This window comes from Sulfitobacter sp. 1A13421, from assembly GCF_043557285.1.
In the GTDB taxonomy this organism is placed as follows: domain Bacteria; phylum Pseudomonadota; class Alphaproteobacteria; order Rhodobacterales; family Rhodobacteraceae; genus Sulfitobacter; species Sulfitobacter faviae.
Window position 1 is genome coordinate 26,850 of record NZ_JBIFFQ010000014.1, and the last position, 25,165, is coordinate 52,014.

Sequence of the window (25,165 nt, forward strand, 5' to 3'; positions counted from 1 at the left end):
ACCGCCCGGATGGGCTGATGCTTGCTTCCGTTCCCTACGCCGGTACGACCCGGATCAGGTTCGATGGGTCGGTTTTCACCTCTCAGCCTTGCGGCACCCCAACGGATTTCCGGCAGGCTAGCGAGGGGCGTTTACAGGGTCAACAGGGGATCGGTTATTTATTGCGTTTCGTTTTGTATCAGTTGGTTGCGGTGCGCACCTTATGCATCACATGAGGATTCGTTAATGAAAATCCCGCGATCTGGGGATCACTTTGGCATCGCGCGGGTGGCCGTGCATGGCCACCTGACCGGGCAGCGGATGGGTCGGGTGATCGCCCCGCGTCGTGATGCCAGGCATCGGTGCCTCCGATAGTGCTGCCAGCCGGTCAGAGCGGTTCTCAAGCCGCTCGGCCACCACATGGATCACCCGCCCGTCGGTCTGCACACGCCCCTCCACGACCAGAAGCCGCGACGACATGATCGTGGGGCGGTAGAGCTTGAACATATTCGGCCAGATCACGAGGTTGGCGACGCCAAACTCATCCTCCAGCGTGATGAAACAGACCCCCTTGGCGCTGCCGGGTTTCTGGCGCACCAGCACCAGCCCCGCCAGCTTTACCCGCCGCCCGTGGCCCATGCGCGAAAGGTCCCGGGCCGAGGAGAACCCCTGCGCGGCGAGGCTCCCGCGGTAGAAGGACATCGGATGCGCCTTCAGCGACAGGCGCAGCGTCTGGTAGTCGGCCACCACCTGCTCCGCCTTCGGCATCACCGGCAGATGCACCTCCGGCTCCGGGCCGCGGGCCGAGGTCTCGGCATGATCGAAGATCGGCAAGGCGGGCGCGTCGCGCAGCCCTTGGGCCTGCCAGAGCGCTTGGCGCCGGTCGATCCCCATGCTGCGCATCGTGTCGGCGGCGGCAAGCTGGCGGATCGCCTTGGCATCGAGGCCTGCGCGGGTCTTGAGATCTTCGACATCCGCGTAAGGCGTGTCGCGCCGGTCCATGATCCGCGCGCCGGCCTTTTCCTGCAACCCGTCCACCATGCGGAGCCCCAGCCGCAGGGCGAAACCGTCGCCGCAGGGCTCCAGCGTGCAGTTCCAGTCCGAGAGGTTCACGTCCACGTCGCGCACCTCGACCTGATGCTCGCGCGCGTCGCGCACGATTTGGGCGGGGGCGTAAAACCCCATCGGCTGGGAGTTCAAGAGCGCGCAGGCAAAGGCCGCCGGGTAGTGGCATTTCATCCAAGAGGAAACATAGACCAGCTTGGCAAAACTCGCCGCATGGCTTTCGGGGAAACCGTATTCGCCAAAGCCCTTGATCTGGTCGAAGCAGCGCTGCGCGAAAACCGGATCGTAGCCGCGTTTGGTCATCCGGCCCACCATCTTGTCCTGCAGCTTCTCGATCGTCCCGCGCGAGCGGAAGGTGGCCATGGCCTTGCGCAGCTCATTGGCCTCAGCCGGAGAGAACCGCGCCGCGTCGATGGAGATTTTCATCGCCTGTTCCTGAAAGATCGGCACGCCCAAGGTTCGGCTGAGGATGCTGAAAAGCTCGTCCTGCGGATAGGCCGGGCCGGGGGCGGGGTAGACGACACTCTCCAACCCCTGACGGCGGCGCAGGTAGGGGTGGACCATGTCGCCCTGAATGGGGCCGGGGCGGACGATGGCAACCTCGATCACCAGATCGTAGAAGACGCGGGGCCGCAGTTTCGGCAGCATCGCCATCTGCGCCCGGCTTTCGACCTGAAAGACGCCAAGGCTGTCGCCCCGGCAGAGCATGTCGTAGGTGGGCCGCCCCGTGGCGTCGTCCTCGTGATCCTCCACCGGCACCGTGGCCAGTTCCAGCGGGCGGTCGTAATGCGCCTCGATCAGATCAAAACATTTGGCGATACAGGTGAGCATGCCGAGGGCGAGGATATCGACCTTGAAGATCTGCAGCGCGTCGATGTCGTCCTTGTCCCATTCGATGAAACTGCGCTCGGGCATGGCGCCATTGCCGATGGGCACGATCTCGGTCAGGGGGCGCTCGGTCAGGATGAAACCGCCGACGTGCTGGCTCAGGTGCCGCGGCATGCCGATCATCTGGGAGGCGAGTTTCAGCACCATGCGCAGGTAGGGGTCGCTAAGGTCCAGCCCCGCCTCGCGGGCGCGGGCATCGTCCATCTCGCCCTCGAAACTGCCCCAGACGGTGCCAGCGAGTTTCGAGGTCACGTCTTCGGAAAGCCCCATCGCCTTGCCGACCTCGCGGATGGCCGAGCGCGGGCGGTAGTGGATCACCGTGGCGCAGAGCCCGGCGCGGTGGCGGCCGTATTTGCCGTACATGTACTGGATCACTTCCTCGCGCCGCTCATGTTCGAAATCGACGTCGATATCGGGCGGCTCGTCGCGTTCCTCGCTGAGGAACCGCTCGAAGAGCAGGTCATGCACCGCCGGGTCGACCGAGGTGATGCCGAGGCAGAAACAGACGGCGGAATTGGCCGCCGAGCCGCGCCCTTGGCAGAGGATCGGCGGCTCGGCCTCCTCGCGGGCGAAGCGGACGATGTCGTAGATGGTCAAAAAATAGCGGGCAATTTCCTTGGTTTCGATCAGGGCGAATTCCTTCTCGATGGTCTTTTTCACCGTCTCGGGCACGCCCTCAGGGTAGCGCCGGGCCGCGCCTTCCCATGTGAGGCGCGCCAGTTCCTCCATCGGGCTGCCGCCCTCGGGGACGATCTCATGGGGGTATTCATAGGCCAGATCGGTGAGGCGGAAGTCGATCTTGTCCGCCAAGCGGCGCGTCTCGGCGATGGCATGGGGCCAGTCGGCGAAGAGGCGCATCATCGCCTCGGGCGATTTCAGATGCCGCTCGGCATTGGCGGCCAGCAGGTAGCCCGCCTTGGGCACGATCACGCCCTCGCGGATCGCCACCATCACGTCCTGCAAGGGCCGCCGGTGGCGGGCATGGTAGAGCACGTCGTTGGTGGCAAGCAGCCTCAGCCCATGGGCGCGGGCCAGCGCATCCAGCCGGTTGATCCGCGCGCGATCATCGCCGCGGTAGAGGAAACTCGCGCCGATATGGCGCATCCCGGGCAGCGCCTTCAGCAGCCGCGGCAGGCCCGCGGCGAAGAGGTCGAGGTTCTCGGACGGCATCACGATCAGATGCAGCCCCTCGGCGTGTTGGCTCAGCATCTCCAGCGTCAGATGGGTCTCGCCCTTTTGCTGCCATTCGCCGTCGACCGATTGCATCTTGCCCGCCGACAGAAGCGTCGAGAGCCGCGCATAGGCGGCGCGGTCCTGCGGATAGGCGAGGATCTCGGTCCCGCAGAGCAGCACCAGACGCGCGCCGATCAGGGGGCGGATATGCGCCTTTTCCGCCTCTACATGCAGCCGCACCACGCCCGCCAGCGTGTTGTGATCCGCTATGCCGAGGCTGTCGTAGCCGTGGTGATGCGCCGTCTCGACCAGATCGACGGCGTCCGAGGCGGCGCGCAGGAAGGAAAAGCAACTGGCCAGCCCGAACTCCACATATTCTGCGCGGGCGGGGGCGGCGAAACCGTCCTCGCCCAAGGTGCGGCGCTTATGTCCCTCCTGCTGCGGCATCAGGCAAACATCCCGTGCAGGAACCAGCGCGGCTCGGCCCCGCGACCGTCGTGGATCACGCCCTCGCGGTAGAGCCAGAAGCGCTGGCCGCCCGCGACCTCCACTTTATAGTAATCGCGCAGCCGGGTGCCGGGGCGGTCGCGCCACCATTCGGGGGCGATCCGCTCAGGCCCCGCGTGGCGGGTGGTCTTGTAGGTGACGCGGCGCCAGTTGAACTGCGAGGGCGGGCCTTCGGGCACGGCGTAGATCACGCGCACCTCCTCGGGCGGGGTGAGCAGGCGCAGCGGGCGTTCGCGCAGCAACGCGGGGGCGGCTGTGGGGCTGGCCTGCAGGGCCGGGGCGCGTTCTTCGACCGCCTCGGGCTTGTGGGTCTCGCGCCACTGCGGCCAACTCACCTTTTCGGGCCCCAGCTTGGCCACCAGACGGTCCAAGAGCCCGGCCACGTCCGCCGAAGGGTCGCGCTTGCCGTCGAGGTGGTCCTGCATCAACGGCAGCGGCTCGCTCGCCAGCGCCTCTAGCGTCATGAGGTCAAAGCCAAAGCCGCTGTCGATGTTCTCGAGCTTGCCGTCGAAAAGCCGACGCAGATGGGCAGCGTCCCGGCTGGCGCGGGCGGTGGCGGTGTCGAGGCCGCGCCAGTCGCCGTCGATGCGGTAGACGGTCAGCCGCAGCCGTCGCGCGCCCAGTTCCGCCCGGGCCAGTTGCGTGCAGAGGTCCTCGACCAGCGCGGGCAGATGCGGGGCGGGGTCGAGCACCGGTTCGGGCAGGCGGCTGCGGGCCATGAAATGGCGATGGTCGGGCGGGGCGTTCAGCGGATCGGCGGCCTTGCCGAGCGCTTTGTCGAGCAGGATCAGCGGGTTGCGCTCGGGCTTCAGGCTGGCAAAGCGGCACATCAGTGCGGCGCGGGGCAGATCGCTCAGCGCGCCGATGGTCTTGAGGCCAAGCCGGTCCAGCAGCCGCGTGGTCTGGGCGTCGAGCCGCAGGGCGGCGACGGGCAGGGGGGCGAGGGCGGCGCTCACATCTTCGGCGGTGCAGATATGCGCGCCGGAGCCGAAACGCGCCAGCGCCTGCGCGGCACCGGGGGTGGGGGCCATGGCCACCCGCGCGGTCAGGCCCTGCAGGGCAAAGCGGCTGCGGATGTCGCGCAGCATCGCCGCCTCGCCGCCGAAGAGATGCGTGCAGCCGGTCACATCGAGCAGCAGGCCGTGATCGACGTCCCGCGCCGTCCAGGGGCACCAGCGGCGCGCCCAATGCACCAGCCGCTTGATCAGGGCGATATCGCCCTCCAGATCGGCAGGCTCGACATGCAGATCAGGGTGGATCGCCTGTACGTCGACCACCCGCGCGCCCGTCTCGATACCCCGGGCGCGGGCGGCGGCGCTCAGCCCATGGACCACCGGCCCGTGCGTCCCGTCACGCGACAGGACCACCGGCACCTCATCCCCCGGAACGCTGCGGTATTGGCTGATCACCCGGCGCCAGCGCTCCATCGTCAGATCGGGGAACCAGACGGAGACGATCCGCGGCGCGGGGGCTGTGGCGTTTGTCGGCCTCATGGTCGGCCACCCAGCGGCCCGGCGCATGGCCGCGCGCGCGAAACAGTTCCAGATCCCAACGGGCCGCGCCCGGGGCCTGCGGATCGTCGGGATGCGCCTGCGCGGGCAGGGAGGCGATGCGCCAGCGCATCCGCGCCGCGCTCAGGCCCCCGGGGTCGCCGCTGCGGATGAGGTAGAGCGGCACCCCCGAGGCCTCGGCCCGGAGCGACAGCCGCTTGGTGGCGGTGAAATCCAGCACCTCCGGCCCGCCATGCACCTCGCCCACCACGGCCGAGAGACCTGCACAGGCGGCGCCTTCCTCCATCGCCCAAAGCACGTCGCGCGGATGGCTGGCATTGACCAGCAGCACCGGCTGCTCCAGCCCGAAGGCCGCGAGGCTCGGGGTGTAGGGCGCGCCGTTCTCGCGCCGCGACAGGAAGTCCTGCACCCAAAGCACCGGCCCCTTGCCGCGTGGCAGCAGCGACAGGACGAAGCCACTGGCCGAAGCACTGGCGAAGGCCTGCGGAAAGACATCCGTCAGCGGCGCATGCGTGGCCAGAACCCCCGGTTCGGGCGGTGTCGACGGCCGTCGCCGCGGCAGGGTAAGGACCTGCCCATATGTAGAATCGGTTGTCATGCACGACTCCATATGTTCACATTTTGTTCTATTCATAAACGATGAACTGCGGCCCTGTCAAAATTTTGAACCCCCCGCGAAGCCCTTGCCGGGGCGCGGAAAAAACGCATCTACTGGACGCAGGGCGCGACAGGAGGCGAAAATGTGCAATCTTTACTCCCTCACCAAGGGGCAGGACGCGATCCGCGGCTGGTTCGACGGGATCGAGGATCGCGCGGGCAACCTCGCCTCAATGCCCGGCATCTACCCCGATTATCCCGCCCCGGTGGTGCGCCACGGCGACACCGGCCCGGTGCTGGAGATGATGCGGTGGGGCATGCCGTCCCCGGCCTTTGCGCTCAAGGGCAAGAAGACCGACCGCGGCGTCACGAACATCCGCAACATTGCCTCACCACATTGGCGGCGATGGCTGGGGCCTGCGCATCGCTGCGTGGTGCCCTTCACCGCCTTTTCCGAGCCGCTGAACCGCCCCGGAGAGCGTTCGCGCCCGATCTGGTTCGCGCTTGGCGAGGACCGCCCGCTGGTCTTCTTCGCCGGGGTCTGGACGCAGTGGACCTCCGTGCGAAAACTGAAGGACGGGGAGACCACCGACAACCTCTATGGCTTCCTGACGACCGAGCCCAATGCCGAGGTCGGTGCCGTGCACCCCAAGGCGATGCCGGTAATCCTGACCACGCCCGACGAGGTGCAGACGTGGCTCAGCGCCGAGACCGCCGACCTTGCGACGTTGCAACGTCCGCTGCCGGATGGTGCCTTGCAGGTCATCGACCCCGAGGACTAGGCCGCCTCCGCCATCATCCGTGCTGCCATCGCCAGATCCGAGCGGAACTGCGCCTCGGCCTCCTCGCGCACGCGGGGATCGGGCACGCGCAAAAGGTAGGAGGGGTGCAGGGTGATCAGCACCGGAATGCCCTCCGGCCCCGCCTCGATCGTGCCGCGGCGTTTCAGGATGCCCGCGCCCTTGCCGGTCAGGCTCTGCGCCGCCGTGGCGCCCATGGCGAGAATGAGCTTGGGCTGCACCTGCGCCACCTCGGCGTTCATCCACCAACGGCATTGGTCGATCTCCGGCGTCTCGGGGCGCTGGTGGATGCGGCGCTTGCCGCGGGAGGTGAATTTGAAATGTTTGACGGCATTGGTGACGAAGGCCGCCTCGCGGTCGAGGCCCGCTTCACCGGCGATGCGGTCGAACAACTGCCCGGCGGGGCCGACGAAGGGGCGGCCCGCCAAATCCTCCTGATCGCCGGGCTGTTCGCCGACCACCATCAGATCGGCACGCGTCGGCCCTTCGCCCGGAACGGCCTGCGTCGCGTGGCAATGCAAGGGGCAGCGGGTGCAGGCGCGGATCGCGGCGGGGAGTTCCTCCATCGGGCCGTCCCAAGCGGATGAGAAGGCGGAAAGCTGCGCCTGCACACGCTCCATCCGAACCGGGGGCAGGGTCGGCGCCGCTTCGGCCATGGCGCGAGCACGGGCGGGCGCCTCGGCGATCATCTGGGGGATGAAGGCGGCCTCGGGCATGTTCTTCCAGTATTTCTTGGGCATCTCCGACTGCATCGCCTTCACCATCAGGCGGGCGGGGTTGAAGATGTTCTGGAAGTAGGTGATCCAAAGCTGCTCGCCCGCGTCCTCGGGCAGGTCGGGCTTGGCGTGGCCCTCTTGAAAGCTGAGCTTGCCACCCTCGAAGATGGCCGAGACACCGGGCGTGAGAATGCGCCAGTCCATGTCGGAAAACCGCCGCACGAAGAAATCCGCCGTCGGCTCCACCGTGTGATGCGTGGGCTCGAACCAGGCGGCGAAGCTGCGGCGCGGGGCGTTTGGGTCGCCAATCTCGCGGAAGCGGACGAAGGCCTTCATCTTGTGCTGGCAGCGACGGACGTTCTTCTCCATCCCGCGCAAGATAGCGAGGTCGGCATCGCCCCGGTCGGACATCAGATGCGGCGCGTCCTTCACGCGCCAGAGGAAGGCATAAAGCCGCGCGAAACGTTCCGGGTCGCTGTGCCAGACCGCCGTCTCTGCCATCGACACGAAGCTGCGCGGCACCGCGACGCGGCCCGAGACGGCCGGTGCGGCTTCCTCGCCAAACAGGTCGGGGGCGGCGGCATGATCGCCCCAGAGGATCTGCTCGGGCGGAACGCCCGCGGCCAGAAAACCGCGCGCCGCCTCGCGCCATGCCTTGGCGGTGCCGATGGGGGGCAGGGAGACGCGGTGCATCAGAACAGGGTCAATTGCTCGGGCGGCGGCGCAAAACGCGCGCGCAGATCGGCGCTGTCGGTGAGGCCGCCAGGGGTCCAGCCACCGGCGGTGACAAAGGCGCGGGCCTTTTTCATCGAGGCGCCCATGCGGGTCAGGTCTTCATAGCGCAAGCTACGGTGACGCCGCGCGGCGAGGATGCGGTTCACGGTCTTCACCCCGAAGCCCGGCACCCGCAGCAGCATCTCGCGGCTGGCGCGGTTGACGTCGAGCGGGAAGTGTTCGCGGTGCACCAGCGCCCAGGCGAGCTTGGGGTCGACCTCCAGATCGAGGTTGCCGTCGCGGGTGACGGAGGTGATCTCATCCAGTTGAAAGTCGTAAAACCGCAGCAGCCAGTCGGCCTGATAAAGCCGGTGCTCGCGTTGCAGCGGCGGGCGGATCAGCGGCAGTTTCGACGAACTGTCGGGAATGGGCGAGAAGGCGGAGTAATAGACCCGCTTCAGCTTGTAGCTGGAATAGAGCCGCGTCGATTGCCCCAGCACGGTGGCGTCGTTGGAGCCATCCGCGCCGATGATCATCTGCGTCGACTGGCCCGCGGGCGCGAAGCGCGGCGGGCGCTTGCCGGAGAAGGATTTATCCTTGCTCGCCTCCTTGGTCATCCGCACATTCGCCATGGCGCGGCGGATCTGCTCGGGCTTTTTCTCGGGCGCATATTGCTGCACCGCCGTGTCGGTGGGCAGTTCCACGTTGATTGACAGTCGGTCCGCCAGACGGCCGGCTTCCTCGATCAACTCAGGGGAGGCGTCGGGGATCGTCTTGAGGTGGATGTAGCCGCGAAAATTCTCCTCGTGGCGCAGCTTGCGGGCGATCTGCACCATGTCGGACATCGTGGCATCGGGCGAGCGGATCACGCCCGAGGAGAGAAACAGCCCTTCGATGTAATTGCGGCGGTAGAACTCGATCGTGAGCTTGACCACTTCGTCCACGCTAAAGCGGGCGCGCTCCACGTTGGAGGACACCCGGTTGATGCAATAGCTGCAATCATAGATGCAGAAATTGGTCATCAGGATCTTGAGCAAGCTGATGCAGCGCCCGTCCGGAGCGTAGGCGTGGCAGATGCCGCTGCCTTCGTTCGAGCCCAGCCCCTTGCCATCGCGCGAGTCGCGCTTGGTCGAGCCCGAGGAGGCGCAGGAGGCGTCGTATTTCGCCGCGTCGCTGAGAATCGCCAGTTTCTGATCGAGGGTCTGTTTGGTCATGCGTTCTATATATGTTCTCAACGGGCCGGCGTCATTAATCTATCTTAATGCCGCGACAATTTGCGCGGGGGGCTGTTGAGGGGGTGGGGTGATTTCGCGGGATCGGTGTTACTGCGCTTTTGGCTGCGGGCCGCTAATCCGTAGGGCGACGCGCCCGAGCGTCGCCCTACAAGCTATTGCCTCGGTTCAACATTTCCCCTCACCGCAGCCGCACGCAGCCCTCCGCCTGCTTGCATTACCCTGCGTAATACGGTTGTAATTCCGCGAGGAGCCAATCGGCTTTCCCAAGAACAACACGTGAGGAGCACCGTGATGGCAAACCCCCTTTATGACACTCTGTTTGGCCGTCACGCGGGCAAGACGACCGCCTTTTTGCACCTCGACGGCGGGGTGACGCTGACCCATGCGGGCTTTCTGAGCCGGGCGGGCCGCTTTGCCAATGTGCTAACCGAGCTGGGGGTGAAGCCGGGTGACCGGCTGGCGGTGCAGATCGACAAATCCGCGGATGCTCTGGCGCTCTATGCCGCTTGCGTGCAGGCGGGGGTGATCTTTCTGCCGCTGAACCCGGCCTATACGGCGGATGAGGTGCGCTATTTCGTGACCGACAGCGGGGCGGCGGCTTTCGTCTGCCAGCCTGCGCGGCGCAATGAGATGGCGCCGCTGGCCAAGGACACGGGCTGCCAGCTTGAGACGCTGGGCACCGAAAACGATGGCAGTTTTGCGGACCGCGCAGCCTCGGCCCCCGATCAGTTCGAGACCGTCGCGCGTGAGGCTGATGATCTGGCGGCATTCCTCTATACCTCCGGCACGACGGGGCGCTCAAAGGGGGCAATGCTAACGCAGGCGAACCTTTTGTCCAACGCGCAGACGCTGGCCGATCTGTGGCGTTTTACCAATGCAGACGTGCTGCTCCATGCGCTGCCGATCTTCCATACCCACGGGCTGTTCGTGGCGACCAATGTGACGCTGGTGGCGGGGGGCGCGATGATCTTTATGCCCAAGCTCGACATCGACCGACTGATCGACCGGATGCCCCATGCCACCGCGATGATGGGGGTGCCCACCTTCTACACCCGGCTGTTGGACGACGCGCGTTTTACCAGTGAGACGGCGGCGAATATGCGGCTGTTCATCTCGGGCTCCGCCCCGCTGCTGGCGGAAACCCATGTGGATTTCGAGACCCGGACCGGCCACCGTATCCTTGAGCGTTACGGCATGACCGAGACCAATATGAACACCAGTAACCCCTATGAGGGCGAGCGCCGCGCCGGCACTGTGGGCCTGCCGCTGCCGGATGTGGAGTTGAAGATCACCGACCCCGAAACCGGCGCGACCCTGCCGGATGGCGAGATTGGCAGCATCGAAGTGCGGGGGCCGAATGTCTTCAAGGGCTATTGGCAAATGCCCGAGAAGACTGCCGCCGAATTGCGCGAAGACGGGTTTTTCATCACCGGCGATCTGGGGCGGCGCGATGCGGATGGCTATGTCACCATCGTGGGCCGCGACAAGGATCTGATCATCTCGGGCGGTTACAACATCTACCCCAAAGAGGTCGAACTGCTGCTCGACGACCAACCGGGCGTGTTGGAAAGCGCGGTGATCGGCGTGCCGCACCCCGATTTCGGCGAAAGCGTGGTGGCGGTGCTGGTGGCGCGCAGGGGGGTGGAGCTGGACGTGGAGCAGATCGCTGAGGGCGTGGCCGGATCGCTGGCCAAGTTCAAACAGCCCCAGAAGTTGATCGTGCTGCCGGAACTGCCGCGCAACACGATGGGTAAGGTGCAAAAGAACGTGCTGCGCGAAAACTACCGGAACCTCTTCCAGCCGGGGTGACGCGGCCCGAGGGGGACTGTCGGACGGGCAAAGGCACGGGCATCTCCCTCCCACGGGGTAGGGCGGGGGCGTAACCTGCGACAATCTGGCGTTTAATGCCCGGTTTCGCTTGAGGTGCCGGGAAAATTTCTACAGAACGTGGTGACCTTTCAGTCCGCTAGATCAGGAGTTCGCGTGTCCCTCTTCCTTATCGTTGCCTTGCCTTTCCTTGGTGCTTTGCTACCCGGACTGATGAATTCCGCAGGGCGCCAAGCCTGCGCCGGGGTCACCTTCATGGTTACCCTCGTGGCCTTTGTCGGCCTGCTGACCCATCTGCCCGCCGTATTGGCCGGAGAGGTGCTGACCGCGCGGGTTGATTGGATCCCGCAGCTTGGTCTGAACCTGACCTTGATGCTCGACAGTCTTGGCTTTTTCTTTGCCTGCCTGATCCTTGGCATCGGTCTGCTCATCATCGCCTATGCGCGCTCTTACCTGTCGCGCGACGATCATATGGGTGAGTTCTTCACCTATCTATTGCTCTTCCAAGGCGCGATGGTCGGTATTGTTCTAAGCGATAACGTATTGATCTTGCTAATCTTCTGGGAGCTGACCTCGCTGTCGTCCTTCCTGTTGATCGGCTATTGGAAGCATCTGCCCGAAGGCCGCCAAGGCGCGCGGATGGCGCTGACCGTGACCGGCATGGGCGGCCTTGCGATGATCGGTGGCATGTTGCTGCTGGGGCAGATCGTCGGCAGCTATGACCTGAGCGTGATCCTTGAAAACCGCGAGGCGATCCAAGCTTCCCCGCTCTATCTGCCCGCGCTGATCCTGATCCTGCTGGGCTGTTTTACCAAGTCCGCGCAGTTCCCCTTCCACTTCTGGTTGCCCCACGCCATGGCAGCACCAACGCCGGTTTCGGCCTATCTGCACTCCGCCACGATGGTGAAGGCAGGTATCTTCCTGATGGCGCGGATGTGGCCGGTGCTCTCGGGCACGCCCGAATGGTTCGTCATCGTCACCACGGCGGGGCTGATCACAATGGTGCTGGGCGCGGTGATCGCGCTGTTCAAACATGACCTGAAGGCGCTCTTGGCTTTCTCGACCGTCAGTCACCTTGGTCTGATTACCATGCTTCTGGGCACTGGCACGGCCTTTGGCGCGCTGGCGGCGGTGTTTCACATCCTGAACCACGCGACCTTCAAGGCCGCGCTTTTTATGTCGGCGGGGATCGTGGATCACGCGGTGCATACGCGCGACATCCGCCGTTTGGGCGGGCTGCGGCATCTGATGCCGGTAACCTTCGTGATCGCCACACTGGCGTCGCTTTCGATGGCGGGGATCCCGCTGTTCAATGGCTTCCTGTCGAAAGAGATGATGTTGGAAGAGACGCTGCACACCACGCTCTTCGATCTGCCGTGGCTGGTGCCTGCGCTTGCAACCTTCGGCGCGCTCTTCTCGGCGGCCTATAGTTTCCGGCTGATCGGCCATACCTTCCTTGGCAAGGAACGTGACGACTATCCCGACCACCCGCATGATCCCAAGCCCGGTCTGTGGCTGCCGCCGGCGCTCTTGATCATTCCCGTGGTGGTGATCGGCCTCGCGCCGTTTCTGGCCGAGCCTTTCGTCAAGCTGGTGACCGCCTCTGTCCTTGGCGATGCGGCCCAGATGTCTTCTGCGCATTTCAAAATCTGGCACGGGCTGGGTCCGGCGCTTTATATGTCGATCATCGCGGTCGTGGGCGGGCTGATCCTGCTGGCGCTCTTCACCCCCTTGCTGCGCGTCTGGGATGCCGCACCCCGGCCCGAGGCCAAGCGCATCTTTGACCGGATCATCGCGGCCTCTGTCGGCCTGTCGCAGGCGGTATCGCTGCGGCTGCACAATGGGGCCTTCTCGCGCTATGCCGCCGTGATGGCGGTGACCGTCGTGGGCGTGGGCTATCACGCTTGGGCCACCGGCACCGTCGGGGCGGCGACCCGTGAGCTTCAGCCGACCAACGCCGTGCAGATCGCGGGCTGGCTGATGCTGGTCGCGGCGGCCTGCGGCCTTGTCTTCCTGCACCGCAACCGCCTGTTGTCGCTGATCCTGATCGGCATCGTCGGGCTGATCGTCTCGGCCGGTTTCGTCTTCTTCAGCGCGCCTGACTTGGCGATGACCCAGCTGACGGTCGAGGTGGTGACGATCATCCTGCTGCTTTTGGCGCTGAACTTCCTGCCCAACCGCACACCGATCGAAAGCAGCGTGCTGCGTCGGACGCGGGACGTTGTCGTCTCCCTCGCGGCGGGGGCGGCGACCATGGCGCTGTCCTATCACTATCTGCTGCGCGACACCGTCGCGCCGAGCATTTCCGAATTCCACCTTGCCAACTCCTACAAGGGTGGCGGCGGTACCAATGTGGTGAACGTGATCCTCGTCGATTTCCGGGGCTTTGACACCTATGGTGAGATCATCGTGCTGGGCATTGCCGCCCTGCTGATCTACGCGCTGACCGAGACGCTGCTCTCGGGCCCGGTGCGGGCGCGTTTGCTGAACCGCAAGCCCGACCAGCCGCGCGCGGGCGACCGGCACCCGATGATGATGGTGGTGATGACCCGCGTGATCATGCCGGTGGTGCTGATGGTGGGTTTCTACATCTTCCTGCGCGGCCATAACGAGCCGGGCGGCGGTTTCATCGCCGGTCTGATCGTCTCTATCGCCGTGGTGATGCAATATATGGCCAGCGGCTTTGCCTGGGCCTCGGCGCGGCTGCGTTATCCCTATCATGGGATCATCGGCACCGGCGTCTTGATCGCGGGGCTGACGGGGATCGGATCGTGGCTCTTTGCCAAACCCTTCCTCACGTCGGACTTCACCTATGTGCGCATCCCGCCCTTCGACAAATTCGAACTGGCGACGGCGGCGCTGTTCGATCTGGGCGTGTTCCTTGCTGTGGTCGGTGCGGTGATGCTGTCGCTCGAAAGCTTCTCGCGGCTGGCCCGCCGGGCGCATGTGCCCGAGGCCGATCACCCGATGGACATCGACCCATCGCGCGAAGACAACACCAAGGCGGAGGCATAACATGGAACTTCTCGTCGCATCCGCCATCGGCATCCTGACGGCCTCTGGCCTCTACCTCGTGCTGCGCTTGCGGAGCTTTCCCGTCATCATGGGCACGTCGCTGCTGACCTATGCGGTGAACGTCTTTCTCTTTGCTTCTGGCCGTTTGACCGTGGGCGCGCCGCCGATCCTGAGCGATGCCGCGCGCTATACCGATCCGCTGCCCCAAGCGCTGGTGCTGACCGCCATCGTGATTTCCTTTGGCATGACCGCCGTGGTGGTGATGATCGCCCTCGGGGCCTATCTGGGCAATAAGGATGATCATGTGGACGAGCCGCTGACCGATACCAAGGCGGAGGACCGCACATGACCCATTGGCTGATCCTGCCCATCGTGCTGCCTGCGTTTATCGCGCCTTTCATCATTCTGGCCGCACGCTATCACATCACCATCCAACGGGTGCTGTCGCTTTTTGGCGCGCTTGCGCTGGTCGTCGTGGGGCTTGGCCTCTCGGTCGAGGCGGCGAGCGGCAATGTCATGCTCTACCGTCTCAGCGATTGGGCCGCGCCCTTTGGCATCGTGCTGGTCGGCGACCGCCTGTCGACGCTGATGGTCACGCTGACGGCGGTGCTGGCGCTGTTTGTGCTGCTCTATGTCATCGGCTCCAAATGGGACGAGCGCGGGCGGCATTTTCATGCGCTGTTCCAGTTCCAGCTGATGGGGATCATGGGCGCCTTCCTGACGGGCGACCTTTTCAACCTCTTCGTCTTTTTCGAAGTGCTGCTGATCGCCTCCTACGGGTTGATGATCCACGCCGGTGGCACGCCGCGTCTGCGGGCAGGGGTGCAATATGTGCTCTATAACTTGCTGGGCTCGACGCTGTTCCTCTTTGCGCTCGGCGCGATCTATGCTGAGACGGGAACGCTCAACATGGCCGATCTGGCGCAGCGCGTTGCCCTGATCGACGCGGGCGCGACCGTGGGCATCCGCATTGCGGCGGTGCTGCTCTTGATGGTCTTTGCGGTCAAAGCCGCCGTGGTGCCGCTGCATTTCTGGCTCCCGTCGAGCTATGCCGAAGCGCCCGGCCCGGTGGCGGCGCTTTTCGCCATCATGACCAAGGTCGGCGCCTATGCGATCATCCGCGTCTATACGCTGATCTTCCCGCCCGAACTGGCCGTGACGGCGGATCTGCACACCACATGGCTGCTGCCCGCAGCACTGCTGTCGCTGGCGCTTGGCATGATCGGCGTGCTGGCGGCCAAGCAGTTGGACCGTATGGTGGCCTTTTCCGTCATCGGCTCCATGGGTATGGTGATGATCTCAATCGCGCTGTTCACGCCCGAGGGGATCGCCGCGGCGCTCTATTATATTGTGCATTCGACACTGGCCGCGGGCGCGCTGTTCCTGATCGCCGATCTGGCGCGGGCCGGGCGCGACAATCTCGATCTGACGGCGCAGCCGCAGGTGGCGGGGGCCAAGCTGACCTCGGCCCTGTTCTTTGTCGCGGCCATCGCCATGGTCGGCGTGCCGCCGCTTTCGGGCTTTCTGGGCAAGCTGCTGATCATGGATGCCGCCGCCGCCAGCGATGCTTGGGTCTGGATCTGGGCCGTGATCTTGGGCGCGAGCCTTTTGAGCCTCGTGGGCTTTGGCCGCGCGGGCAGCGTGGTCTTCTGGAAGGCGCGCAGCGTCACGCCGGAGGAGGGGGCGACCCCGGCCGAGCGCCCCTCGGCGCTGAGCTATGTCGCGGTGGGCGGGCTCTTGGCCCTGCTGGTGGCGCATACACTGCTGGCCGGACCGGCCACCCAATATGCCACTGCGATTTCAAAGCAATTGTTCGGGCCGGAACGTTACCTGACCACCGTGTTGGAGACCCCCGGCAAACTGTCGGACGGCAAAGAGGAGGCCCATTGACATGATGCGACCGATCCGTTGGCTCTTGCCGCACCCGTTTCTGACCCTGCTGCTGACCGCGGTGTGGATCCTGCTGCAAAACAAGTTCAGCGCAGGCATGTTGGTCTTTGGCCTGATCCTTGGTGTCGTGATCCCGATCCTGACCGCGCGCTGGTGGACCGACCGTGCGCAGGGCATCCGCCCGCTGCGGACGCTGGCCTATGTGCTTTTGGTGATCTGGGATATCGTTATCGCCAATATTCAGGTGGCTTGGATCATCCTGACCAAATCCAACGCCAGCATGTCGCCCGCTTGGGTCGTCGTGCCGTTGGACCTGAAAGAACCCGAGGCGATCACGATCCTGATGGGCACCATCACGCTGACCCCCGGCACCGTCTCGGCGGACCTGTCGGACAACGGGCGCTACCTTTTGGTACACGCGCTGGACGCGAGCGACCCCGTCGCGGTGCGCGATGAGATCAAAGACCGCTACGAACGCCGCTTGAAGGAGATTTTCGTATGACCCAAGCGACCGACCTTTTGACGCTGGCGCTCTACGGCGCGCTGACCCTCGTCGCCATAGCGCAGTTCATGGCGATGATCCGTCTGTGGATCGGCCCTGGCACCGGGGACCGCATTCTGGCGCTGGACACGATGTTCATCAACGCCATCGGCATCATCGTTTTGCTGGGCATCCTACAGGGCACGCAGATCTATTTCGAGGCCGCGCTGATCATCGCCATGCTCGGCTTCGTCTCGACCGTGGCCTATGCCCGTTTCGTCCTGCGCGGAGATATCATCGAATGAGCCCCGACGTCATCGCCACCTATTTCGTTATCGCGCTGCTGGTGATCGGCAGTTTCTTTGTGCTTGTCGCCGGGATTGGCCTGCTCAAGCTGAATGATCCCATGACCCGTCTGCACGCGCCGACCAAGGCCGCGACGCTGGGGATCGGGGCCTATCTGCTGGCGGCCATGGTGAACTCTTTCCTTTCGGGCACGGGGTCGCTGCATGAGCTGCTGATCATGGCATTCATCTTTGTCACCGCGCCGGTCTCGGCCAACTTCATGGCCAAGGCGAACATTCACCGTCGCGATTGCCTGCCAAACCCGCCTGAGTTGCCGGATGGCGATACTTGGGCCACGCTCAACGTGCCGGAAGAAGACCGCGAGATCGAGGAGACATCGCCCCACGCCTGAGGCAGGGGGGGCAAGGTCGGATTCATTTCAAACTGTTACGATGGTGGAAACCTTTTCCTGCCAGCATAGGTTAATGGGCGGCGCTGCCCAACCGAAGCTGACCGAAAGGATCCTGCCATATGCGTTTGACCGCGCTTCTGCTGATGTTGTTCTTGCCCTTCGCCGCGGCGGCGCAAGACCGTGTGGCGATGGTGATCGGGAACTCCGCCTATGAGGACGCCGCCACGCTTGACGGCCCGGGCGCGGATGCGGCGCGGCTGACTGAGGCGCTGGAGGGGCAGGGCTTTGACGTCACCACGCTGATCGACGCTGAGAGCGCGGCGTTCAAACAAGCGCTTTCCGACTTTGCCTTTCAGGCCGAAACGGCGGATATCGCCCTGATTTACTACGCAGGCCGCCGTGTCGCCTCCGGCGGGCAGAGCTATCTGATCCCGGTCGACGCGCCCTTGGCCCCGGCCTCTACGCTGCGGCGCGAGGGGGTGGCCTTGCCTGCGCTCCTGCGTGCGGCGGGCAAGGCCCGGCAGATACGGCTTGTTCTGCTCGACAACTGCCACGCCGCTCCGCAGCAAGCCACCGCGCCCCTGCCACCGCCTGAGCCACGCCTTGGCACCTTGGTCGTGACTTCTGGCGAGGTGGGCGCTTGTGACGAGAGCGGTGAAAACGCGGGCCTTTTCGCCGAAACGCTGGCCGAGGTGGTGGCCGAGCCAGAGGTCGAGGTCGGGGCTATGCTGGACGATTTCCGCGCGGCTTTGCGCAGCCGCAGCGGTGGCAGCCTCTCGGCGCGGCGTTTTGGGCGGTTGAACCCCACGCCGTTTTTCCTTGGCAGCGGCGACGGGGAAGCGGCCCCGGGGGGCTGGGCCGATTTGAACGAGACGCAGGGCCAGCGTTTGGCCGAATTGGCGGGGCAGGGCGATACCCGCTCGCAACTCGGCCTCGCCGCCCTGCAAAGCGATCCCGACGATCCGCGCTATGATCCGCAGAATGCGGCGGCGCAGCTCATGCGCGCGATTGAGACCGGCTCAGCCGAGGCGCGGTATCAACTGGCCCAGCTTTACGAAGAGGGCCGAGGGGTAGAGCAAGACGAGGACCGCGCGATGCAGCTTTATCGCGACGCTGCCGAGCGGGGCCATGCCGGGGCGTTGAACGATCTGGGCTTCATCCATTTGCAGGGCGAATTGGGGCAGGAGGCCGACCCCGAACTGGCGCTTGATTACTTCCGCCGTGCAGCCGACAGGCGTCACCCTGCTGCGATGTTCAACTTTGCCGCGATGATCGACGATGACAAAGTGCCGGGGCGCGGGGCTGCGGATGCCGCGCTCTACCTCTATCGCGCGCTGCGGGCTGGGGATGGCACCTTGCTGGGGCTGATGCAGGAGGAGCCGCGTTTGTTCAACAGCGACACCCGCAAAGCGCTGCAACGCAAGCTGTCGGATTTCGGGTTTTATGACGGTGCGATCGACGGGCTTTATGGCGACGGTACCCAAGCCGCGATCCGCGCGGCGTTTGGGATGGAGGCTGGCGCGCTTCCCGGCGAAGCCGAGGAAATAACTGAAGAAACGCCGCAGGCCGAGACGTCGGAAACGTCTCCGATAGCATCCGAGACGCCGCAGGAGAAGCCTGACCAAGAGACGACAACCCAAGCCGAAGACACCCCCGAAATCGATGCCGAGCCAGAGCCCGGCGCGGGTGAAAATGTCACCCCGGTTCTACGCCCCAAACAGGCCGCGCGGGAGTGAGTTTTGAAACAAGTAGTATTGCATTTTGCCCTCCAGTAAGTTGGCAAAATTAATCCGGTTGCAATATCGCGGCCGATGGCTTTTGATTGGCGCATCAGTCAATAAAAACTTCTCTGGGGAGAACACCAATGAAAAAACTGCTTATGACATCCGCTTTGGCGACGGTCGCTGCGACCTCGCTGGCCGCTGCCGAATGTAGCGAAGTCACCTTCTCCGACGTCGGCTGGACCGACATCACCGCCACCACCGCCGCCGCCTCTGTCGTGCTCGACGCGCTTGGCTATGACACCGAGACCAAGATCCTCGCCGTGCCGGTGACCTATACCTCCATGGCATCGGGCGACATCGACGTGTTCTTGGGCAACTGGATGCCGACGATGGAAGGCGATATCGCCAAATACCGCGAAGAGGGCAGCGTTGACACCGTGCGCGCGAACCTTGAAGGCGCGAAATACACGCTGGCCGTGAACAAGGCCGCCGCGGATATGGGCATCAAGACCTTCGCCGACATCGCCGCCAATGCAGACGCGCTTGATGGCAAGATCTACGGCATCGAGCCGGGCAATGATGGCAACCGCCTGATCCAGTCGATGATCGACGAGAATGCCTTTGAACTCGGCGAATTCGAAGTCGTTGAATCCTCTGAGCAGGGCATGTTGGCTCAGGTCCAGCGCGCCAGCCGCAAGGAAGAGCCTGTTGTCTTCCTTGGTTGGGAGCCGCATCCGATGAACGCCAACTTCGACCTGACCTATCTTGAAGGTGGTGACGATTACTTTGGCCCCGATCTGGGCGGTGCGACGGTTTACACCAACACCCGCGCCGGTTTCGTCGAAGAATGCCCGAACCTTGGCAAATTCCTCCAGAACCTCGAATTCAGCCTTGAGATGGAGAATGAGATCATGGGCGCTATCCTCGATGACGGCGAAAAGCCGGAAGAGGCCGCCGCCGCTTGGATCAAGGCGAACGCCGACGTGCTCGACACATGGCTGGACGGTGTGACCACCGTCGATGGCGGCGATGCGATGGAAGCTGTCGCTTCGTTGAAGTGATCCTCACGCTATGATGGACAAGACCCGCTCCAGATTGATGGGGCGGGTCATTCTCATGCGCAATTCTCCAATCCTGAAGGACTGACATGGACTGGCTGACAGAAAACAAGATCCCCGTGGCCGATGTGGCCGAAGACGCGCTGGATTGGTTGCAAACGAACGGGGCGTGGTTCTTTGACGGGCTGTCGGACCTGATGGAGCGGCTGATCGAGGCGATCCTCTGGGTACTGCAAACCCCGCATCCGCTGATCCTGATCGCCGTCTTCGCCGCGATCACTTGGGGCATTCAGCGCAATTGGAAGACCGTGGCCTTTGTGGTGTTGGGTTTCCTGTTCATTCTTAACCAAGATTACTGGGAAGAGACGATGGAGAGCCTGACGCTCGTCCTTTCGGCCTGTGTGGTCTGCATGGGCGTGGGCGTGCCGATTGGCATCGCCGTGGCGCATCGGCCCCGACTTTACGCATGGGTGGCCCCGGTCTTGGACCTGATGCAGACGCTGCCGACCTTCGTCTATCTGATCCCCGCGATTGTCTTTTTCGGCATCGGCATGGTGCCCGGGTTGATCGCTACGGTGATCTTCGTTTTGCCCGCGCCGATCCGGCTGACGCAGCTTGGCATCTCCTCGACCCCCAAGGCGCTTCTTGAGGCCGCGCAGGCGTTCGGCGCCAAGCCGCGCCAGACGCTGTGGAAGATTGAGCTGCCCTATGCGTTGCCGCAGATCATGACGGGTCTGAACCAGACCATCATGCTGTCGCTGTCGATGGTGGTGATCGCAGCATTGGTGGGCGCAGACGGTTTGGGCGTGCCGGTGGTGCGTGCCCTGAACCAAGTCAACACTGGCTTGGGATTTGAATCCGGGTTGGTGATCGTTGTCGTGGCGATCATGCTCGACCGTATCCTGCGGGTGGGACGGAAATGACGAAAGCAGTAGAATTCGATAACGTATCCATCGTCTTTGGCGACAAGCCGGAGAAGGCGCTGCCGCTGATGGACGACGGCCAAAGCCGCGCCGAGATCGAAGCGGCGACTGGGCAGGTGCTGGGCGTGCATGATTGCTCGCTCACCGTTGAGAATGGTGAGATCCTTGTGCTGATGGGCCTGTCGGGCTCGGGCAAATCAACGCTGTTGCGGGCGGTGAACGGGCTGAACCCGATGGTGCGCGGCACCGTGCGGGTCCATGCCGAGGGCTGGTCCTGCGATGTGCATGAGAGCAACGCGGCAGAGCTGCGCCGGGTGCGTCGTGAAGGCGTGTCGATGGTGTTCCAACAGTTCGGCCTGCTGCCTTGGCGCACGGTGCGCGACAATGTGGCGCTTGGGTTGGAACTGTCCAATGTGCCCAAGGGCGAGCGGTTGGAGCGGGCCGAGCGGCAGTTGAAGCTGGTGGGGCTCAGCGACTGGGCTGACCGCAAGGTGGGGGAGCTTTCGGGCGGCATGCAGCAGCGTGTGGGCCTTGCCCGTGCCTTTGCCACCGAAGCGCCGATCCTGCTGATGGATGAGCCTTTTTCAGCGCTCGATCCGCTGATCCGCACGCGGTTGCAGGATGAGTTGTTGGACCTGCAACGCGATCTTAACCGCACGATCATTTTCGTCAGCCATGACCTTGATGAGGCGTTCAAACTGGGCGGGCGTATTGCCATCATGGAAGGGGGGCGCATCGTGCAGATCGGCACCCCGCGCGAGATTTTCTCAAACCCCGCTTCGGACTATGTGGCGGAATTCGTGGCCAATATGAACCCGCTTGAGGTGCTGACCGCCCGCGATGTGATGGGCGCGGATGATGGTGCTGCCACCCAAGGCGAGACCACAGCCGAGACCCCGGTGCGCGAATTGATGGACCGTCTGCGTGGGGCCGATGCCGCGATTGCCGTTATGGAAGACGGCGCTCAGATCGGGACCGTCACCGCGCATAGTATCGTGGACCGTCTCAAAGCCTAGGCTTTGCTCTGACTTGAACGCAAAAGGCGCCGCCCGGCTTGGCTGGGCGGCGCCCTTTGCTATGGAAAGCGGTGGTTATATGGCCGCTGCGGTGCCCAAGGTCTTTAGGATCGGACAGTCGGGTCGATCATCGCCCGCACAATCGCGGACCAGCGTGCTGAGCGTGTCGCGCATCTCTTGCAGGCCGCTGATCTTGGCCTCGATCTGGGCCAGATGGTCCTTGGCGATGGCGCGCACATCGGCGCTGGCACGGTTCTTGTCCTCCCATAGCGCCAGCAGGTTGCGGCAATCTTCGATGCTGAACCCCAGCGTGCGGGCGCGGCCCAGAAAGGCGAGCTTGTGCATCTCGCTTTCGCGGAAGGCACGGTAGCCATTGGCGTCGCGCAGGGGTTTGACCAGCCCGATATCCTCGTAATAGCGGATGGTTTTGGGCGGCAGCCCGGTGCGTTGTGAGACTTCTCCGATGTTCATGGGACGATCCTATTCTGCGGCCACGGGGGCGGCGGCCCGGGGGCCGTGGGACGGGGTGGCGCTCTCATTCAAAGGGGCGGCGATCCAGCGCAGGCGCAGGGCATTGCTGAGAACGAAAACGCTCGACAAGGCCATCGCCCCGGCAGCCAGCGCGGGCGACAAGAGCCAACCGGTCAGCGGGTAGAAGGCCCCTGCGGCCACGGGGATCAGCAGGACGTTATAGCCGAAGGCCCAGAAGAGGTTTTGCCGGATATTCGCCATGCTGCGCTGGCTTACGTCGATGGCATTGACCACGCCGCGCAGATCGCCCGACATCAGCACCACATCCGCCGCTTCGATCGCCACATCAGTGCCGGTGCCGATGGCCAGCCCGACATCGGCCTGCGCAAGCGCGGGCGCGTCGTTGATCCCGTCGCCCACGTAGGCGATGCGGTTGTCGCCTTTTCTCAGGTCGTCGATGGCGGCCACTTTGCCATCGGGCAGCACCTCGGCGACGACGCGGTCGATGCCCAGTTGCGCCGCGATGGCCTCTGCCGTGCCGCGGTTGTCGCCGGTGATCATCGCCACTTCGAGGTTGAGGTCGTGCAGCCGCGCGATGGCCTCGGGCGTGCCGGGTTTGATCGGGTCCGCCACGGCGATGACCGCCGCTAATTTGCCGTCGATCGCCGCGAAAAGCGGGGTTTTGCCGGCCTTGGCCAGATCCGCGCTGATCCGCTGAGCGTTGCCCAGATCAATCCCCTCGCGGGTCATCAGGCGGTCCGCGCCCAGCGTGATCCGGCGGCCCGCCACCAATGCGCTGACGCCGTAGCCGGTATGGGATTGGAAGTCGCTCACCTCGCGCGGCACGGGGCCAGCCGCTTCGGCCCGGCGCAGGATGGCTTGGGCGATGGGATGTTCCGAGCGCGCCTCGACCGCGCCGATCAGCGGGAGCAGCCTCTCCTCGGTCATGTCGTTCATCAGCACGAGGTCGGTGAGTTCGGGGGTGCCCTTGGTCAGCGTGCCGGTCTTGTCCAGGGCAACGGTGGTGACGCTTTGCAGGCTTTGCAGCGCATCACCTTGCCGGAACAGCACGCCCAGTTGCGCCGCCCGCCCAGTGCCGACCATGATCGACGTGGGCGTGGCGAGCCCCATGGCACAGGGGCAGGCGATGATCAGCACCGCCACCGCCGCCACCAATGCGTGGCTGAGCGAGGGGCCGAAGGCCAGCCACAGGCCAAAGGTCACCAACGCCACGGCGATCACTGCGGGGACGAACCATAGGGTGATGCGGTTGACCAAGTCCTGAATGGGCAGTTTCGCGCCTTGGGCCTCTTCGACCATGCGGATGATCTGCGCCAGAACCGTGTCGCCGCCCACCTTGGTGGCGCGATAGGTCAGGCTGCCGGTGCCATTGAGCGTGCCGCCGACAAGAGCCGCGCCGCCGGTCTTCTCCACCGGCACAGGCTCACCGGTGATCATGCTTTCATCGACGTAGGATTGCCCTTCGACGACGATGCCGTCGGTGGCGATCTTCTCACCGGGGCGGAGGTAGATGATGTCGCCGGTTTCGATCTTTTCCAAGGGCAGTTCGATGACAGCGCCGTCGCGCTCCACTCGTGCGCTGGTGGCGCGCAGGCCCATGAGCTTGGCAATCGCGGCCCCGGTGCGCCCCTTGGCGCGGGCCTCAAGATAGCGGCCCAGCAGGATCAGCGTGACGATGACGGCGGCGGCTTCGAAATAGACCACGCGGCTGCCTTCGGGCAGTATCCCCGGCGCGAAGAGCGCGGTGACCGAGTAGAGCCACGCCGCCCCCGATCCGAGTGCCACGAGAGAGTTCATATCCGGCGCGCCCTTCGCCAGCGCAGGCAGGCCATTGCTATAGAAATGCCAGCCCGGCCATGTCAGCACGAGGGTGGTGAGGAGGAACTGGATGAGCCAGCTTGTCTCGATCCCGATGGTCGCCGCGATCCAATGGTGGAATGCGGGCACCAGATGGCCGCCCATCTCAAGCACAAAGACGGGCAGGGTGAGCGCGGCGGCCAGCAGGGTCATCCGTTTGAGGTGGATGGCCTCCGCTTCCTTGCGCGTCGCGGCGTCGGGGGTGCCCGCCTCGGGCGTGTCGACGCTGACGGGATAGCCCGCCTCTGCCGCCGCATCGCGCAGGGCGGGCAAAAGATCGGCGTCTTCCAAGGTTTCGACCCGCGCCTCTTCGCTGGCGAGGTTGACCGTGGCCGAGAGCACCCCCGGCACCGGAAGCAGCGCGCGCTCCACACGGCCCACGCAGGAGGCGCAGCTCATGTTCGACAGCCGCAAACGGTGGGTGGTCTTGCGTGCCGGGTAGCCCGCCTGCGCCAAGGCGGCATCGAGTTCGCCTGCGTTAAAAGCGGGGTGTGCCGTCACGCGCACGGCTTCTGCCGCAAGGTTCACCCGGGCCTCGTCGACCCCCTCCAGCGCGTTTAGCGCTTTTTCGACACGCCCTACACAGGACGCGCAGCTCATGTTCTGCACGCCAAAAGTGAGTGTTTCCGCTTTGCCCATTTCACGCCCTCTATTCGTCTTGGGCTGAATATGGGGCTTCCAGTCGCTGGAGGGTCAAGTGTTCATTTTCGGAAAATTGATTTGGTAGCACGGCGGCACAGGCGCGGCAGCTTTGCAGCCCGCTAGGGCACAGAGGCATATGCACAAGAGCGACCACCACCTATCCCTTCACCGCCCCTATAACCGGAAGCATATCTTAATACCTTTCTGCGTAAGTCCTCAGAACCCGCTTCGTCGCTAGGCTGTGTCTTAAAAGGTTGTGAGCAAAGATATGCATTTTTACAGTATGCGCCGTCCGCGGCCCATTGTGAATCTACTTGCGGTCGGGTTTTCGCTTTCGTGAGTGCTCAGAATGAGCTCA

19 protein-coding genes and 1 riboswitch are annotated in these 25,165 nt (G+C 64.4%); of the genes, 12 read left to right on the forward strand and 7 right to left on the reverse strand.

Annotation, left to right across the window (positions count from 1 at the left end; translation table 11 throughout):
* Positions 1-14: 14 nt before the first annotated feature.
* Positions 15-111: riboswitch (TPP riboswitch) on the reverse strand.
* 111 nt (positions 112-222) lie between these two features.
* Genes ACGYLI_RS17310 through ACGYLI_RS17320 form a run of 3 tightly spaced genes read right to left on the reverse strand, consistent with a single transcriptional unit; the run spans position 223 to position 5,721 of the window.
* The gene (locus ACGYLI_RS17310; protein WP_394420083.1) at positions 223-3,552 is read right to left on the reverse strand and encodes an error-prone DNA polymerase; all 3,330 of its coding nucleotides are present in this window, start codon (positions 3,550-3,552) and stop codon (positions 223-225) included.
* Positions 3,552-5,039 carry a Y-family DNA polymerase gene (locus ACGYLI_RS17315; RefSeq protein ID WP_394420096.1) on the reverse strand — a complete coding sequence of 496 codons (1,488 nt, stop codon included), beginning with the start codon at positions 5,037-5,039 and terminating at the stop codon, positions 3,552-3,554. The genes ACGYLI_RS17310 and ACGYLI_RS17315 overlap by 1 nt, the downstream gene beginning before the upstream one ends.
* Positions 4,987-5,721 (reverse strand): ImuA family protein, encoded by a 735-nt coding sequence (locus tag ACGYLI_RS17320; protein WP_394420084.1) that lies wholly within the window; start codon positions 5,719-5,721, stop codon positions 4,987-4,989. Before ACGYLI_RS17320 ends, ACGYLI_RS17315 begins: the two co-directional genes overlap by 53 nt.
* A gap of 142 nt (positions 5,722-5,863) precedes the next feature.
* Here ACGYLI_RS17320 and ACGYLI_RS17325 point away from each other — a divergent pair, with 142 nt between their 5' ends.
* On the forward strand, positions 5,864-6,502 hold the full coding sequence (locus ACGYLI_RS17325) for an SOS response-associated peptidase (RefSeq protein ID WP_394420085.1): 639 nt from the start codon (positions 5,864-5,866) through the stop codon (positions 6,500-6,502).
* Here ACGYLI_RS17325 and ACGYLI_RS17330 read toward each other — a convergent pair.
* Positions 6,499-7,929 carry a UdgX family uracil-DNA binding protein gene (locus tag ACGYLI_RS17330; protein WP_394420086.1) on the reverse strand — a complete coding sequence of 477 codons (1,431 nt, stop codon included), beginning with the start codon at positions 7,927-7,929 and terminating at the stop codon, positions 6,499-6,501. The two genes, ACGYLI_RS17325 and ACGYLI_RS17330, sit on opposite strands and share 4 nt — an antisense overlap.
* A complete protein-coding gene (locus ACGYLI_RS17335; protein ID WP_394420087.1) occupies positions 7,929-9,164 on the reverse strand; it encodes a putative DNA modification/repair radical SAM protein in 1,236 nt (411 codons plus the stop codon). The genes ACGYLI_RS17330 and ACGYLI_RS17335 overlap by 1 nt, the downstream gene beginning before the upstream one ends.
* Before the next feature lie 312 nt (positions 9,165-9,476).
* Between ACGYLI_RS17335 and ACGYLI_RS17340 the strand changes: the two genes are divergently transcribed.
* The 11 genes from ACGYLI_RS17340 (at position 9,477) to choV (ending at position 21,816) form a co-directional block, all read left to right on the forward strand.
* Entirely contained in the window at positions 9,477-10,994 is a 1,518-nt protein-coding gene (locus ACGYLI_RS17340; RefSeq protein ID WP_271691598.1) for a malonyl-CoA synthase, read from the forward strand.
* Positions 10,995-11,168: 174 nt separating this feature from the next.
* Complete coding sequence (locus ACGYLI_RS17345; RefSeq protein WP_394420088.1) at positions 11,169-14,027, forward strand: monovalent cation/H+ antiporter subunit A; 2,859 nt, start codon at positions 11,169-11,171, stop codon at positions 14,025-14,027.
* Between the two features lies 1 nt (position 14,028).
* Positions 14,029-14,376 carry a Na+/H+ antiporter subunit C gene (locus ACGYLI_RS17350; protein WP_067260931.1) on the forward strand — a complete coding sequence of 116 codons (348 nt, stop codon included), beginning with the start codon at positions 14,029-14,031 and terminating at the stop codon, positions 14,374-14,376.
* On the forward strand, positions 14,373-15,917 hold the full coding sequence (locus ACGYLI_RS17355; RefSeq protein ID WP_067260933.1) for a monovalent cation/H+ antiporter subunit D: 1,545 nt from the start codon (positions 14,373-14,375) through the stop codon (positions 15,915-15,917). Before ACGYLI_RS17350 ends, ACGYLI_RS17355 begins: the two co-directional genes overlap by 4 nt.
* 1 nt (position 15,918) lies before the next feature.
* Positions 15,919-16,419: a Na+/H+ antiporter subunit E gene (locus ACGYLI_RS17360; RefSeq protein WP_394420089.1), complete on the forward strand. Its 501-nt coding sequence runs from the start codon at positions 15,919-15,921 to the stop codon at positions 16,417-16,419.
* Positions 16,416-16,703, forward strand: coding sequence for a K+/H+ antiporter subunit F (locus ACGYLI_RS17365; protein ID WP_067630872.1), 288 nt, complete (start codon positions 16,416-16,418; stop codon positions 16,701-16,703). The genes ACGYLI_RS17360 and ACGYLI_RS17365 overlap by 4 nt, the downstream gene beginning before the upstream one ends.
* Positions 16,700-17,095, forward strand: coding sequence for a monovalent cation/H(+) antiporter subunit G (gene mnhG, locus ACGYLI_RS17370; RefSeq protein ID WP_394420090.1), 396 nt, complete (start codon positions 16,700-16,702; stop codon positions 17,093-17,095). The genes ACGYLI_RS17365 and mnhG overlap by 4 nt, the downstream gene beginning before the upstream one ends.
* Before the next feature lie 119 nt (positions 17,096-17,214).
* Entirely contained in the window at positions 17,215-18,831 is a 1,617-nt protein-coding gene (locus ACGYLI_RS17375) for a caspase family protein (RefSeq protein WP_394420091.1), read from the forward strand.
* Between the two features lie 128 nt (positions 18,832-18,959).
* Positions 18,960-19,880: a choline ABC transporter substrate-binding protein gene (gene choX, locus ACGYLI_RS17380; RefSeq protein WP_394420092.1), complete on the forward strand. Its 921-nt coding sequence runs from the start codon at positions 18,960-18,962 to the stop codon at positions 19,878-19,880.
* 86 nt (positions 19,881-19,966) lie between these two features.
* The gene (gene choW / locus ACGYLI_RS17385; RefSeq protein ID WP_093925898.1) at positions 19,967-20,800 is read left to right on the forward strand and encodes a choline ABC transporter permease subunit; all 834 of its coding nucleotides are present in this window, start codon (positions 19,967-19,969) and stop codon (positions 20,798-20,800) included.
* A complete protein-coding gene (gene choV, locus ACGYLI_RS17390) occupies positions 20,797-21,816 on the forward strand; it encodes a choline ABC transporter ATP-binding protein (protein ID WP_394420093.1) in 1,020 nt (339 codons plus the stop codon). The genes choW and choV overlap by 4 nt, the downstream gene beginning before the upstream one ends.
* Before the next feature lie 75 nt (positions 21,817-21,891).
* Here choV and cueR read toward each other — a convergent pair whose 3' ends face one another.
* Both cueR and ACGYLI_RS17400 read right to left on the reverse strand, forming a co-directional pair.
* A complete protein-coding gene (gene cueR, locus ACGYLI_RS17395; RefSeq protein ID WP_394420094.1) occupies positions 21,892-22,287 on the reverse strand; it encodes a Cu(I)-responsive transcriptional regulator in 396 nt (131 codons plus the stop codon).
* 9 nt (positions 22,288-22,296) lie between these two features.
* Positions 22,297-24,804: a heavy metal translocating P-type ATPase gene (locus tag ACGYLI_RS17400; protein ID WP_394420095.1), complete on the reverse strand. Its 2,508-nt coding sequence runs from the start codon at positions 24,802-24,804 to the stop codon at positions 22,297-22,299.
* Between the last annotated feature and the right edge of the window lie 361 nt (positions 24,805-25,165).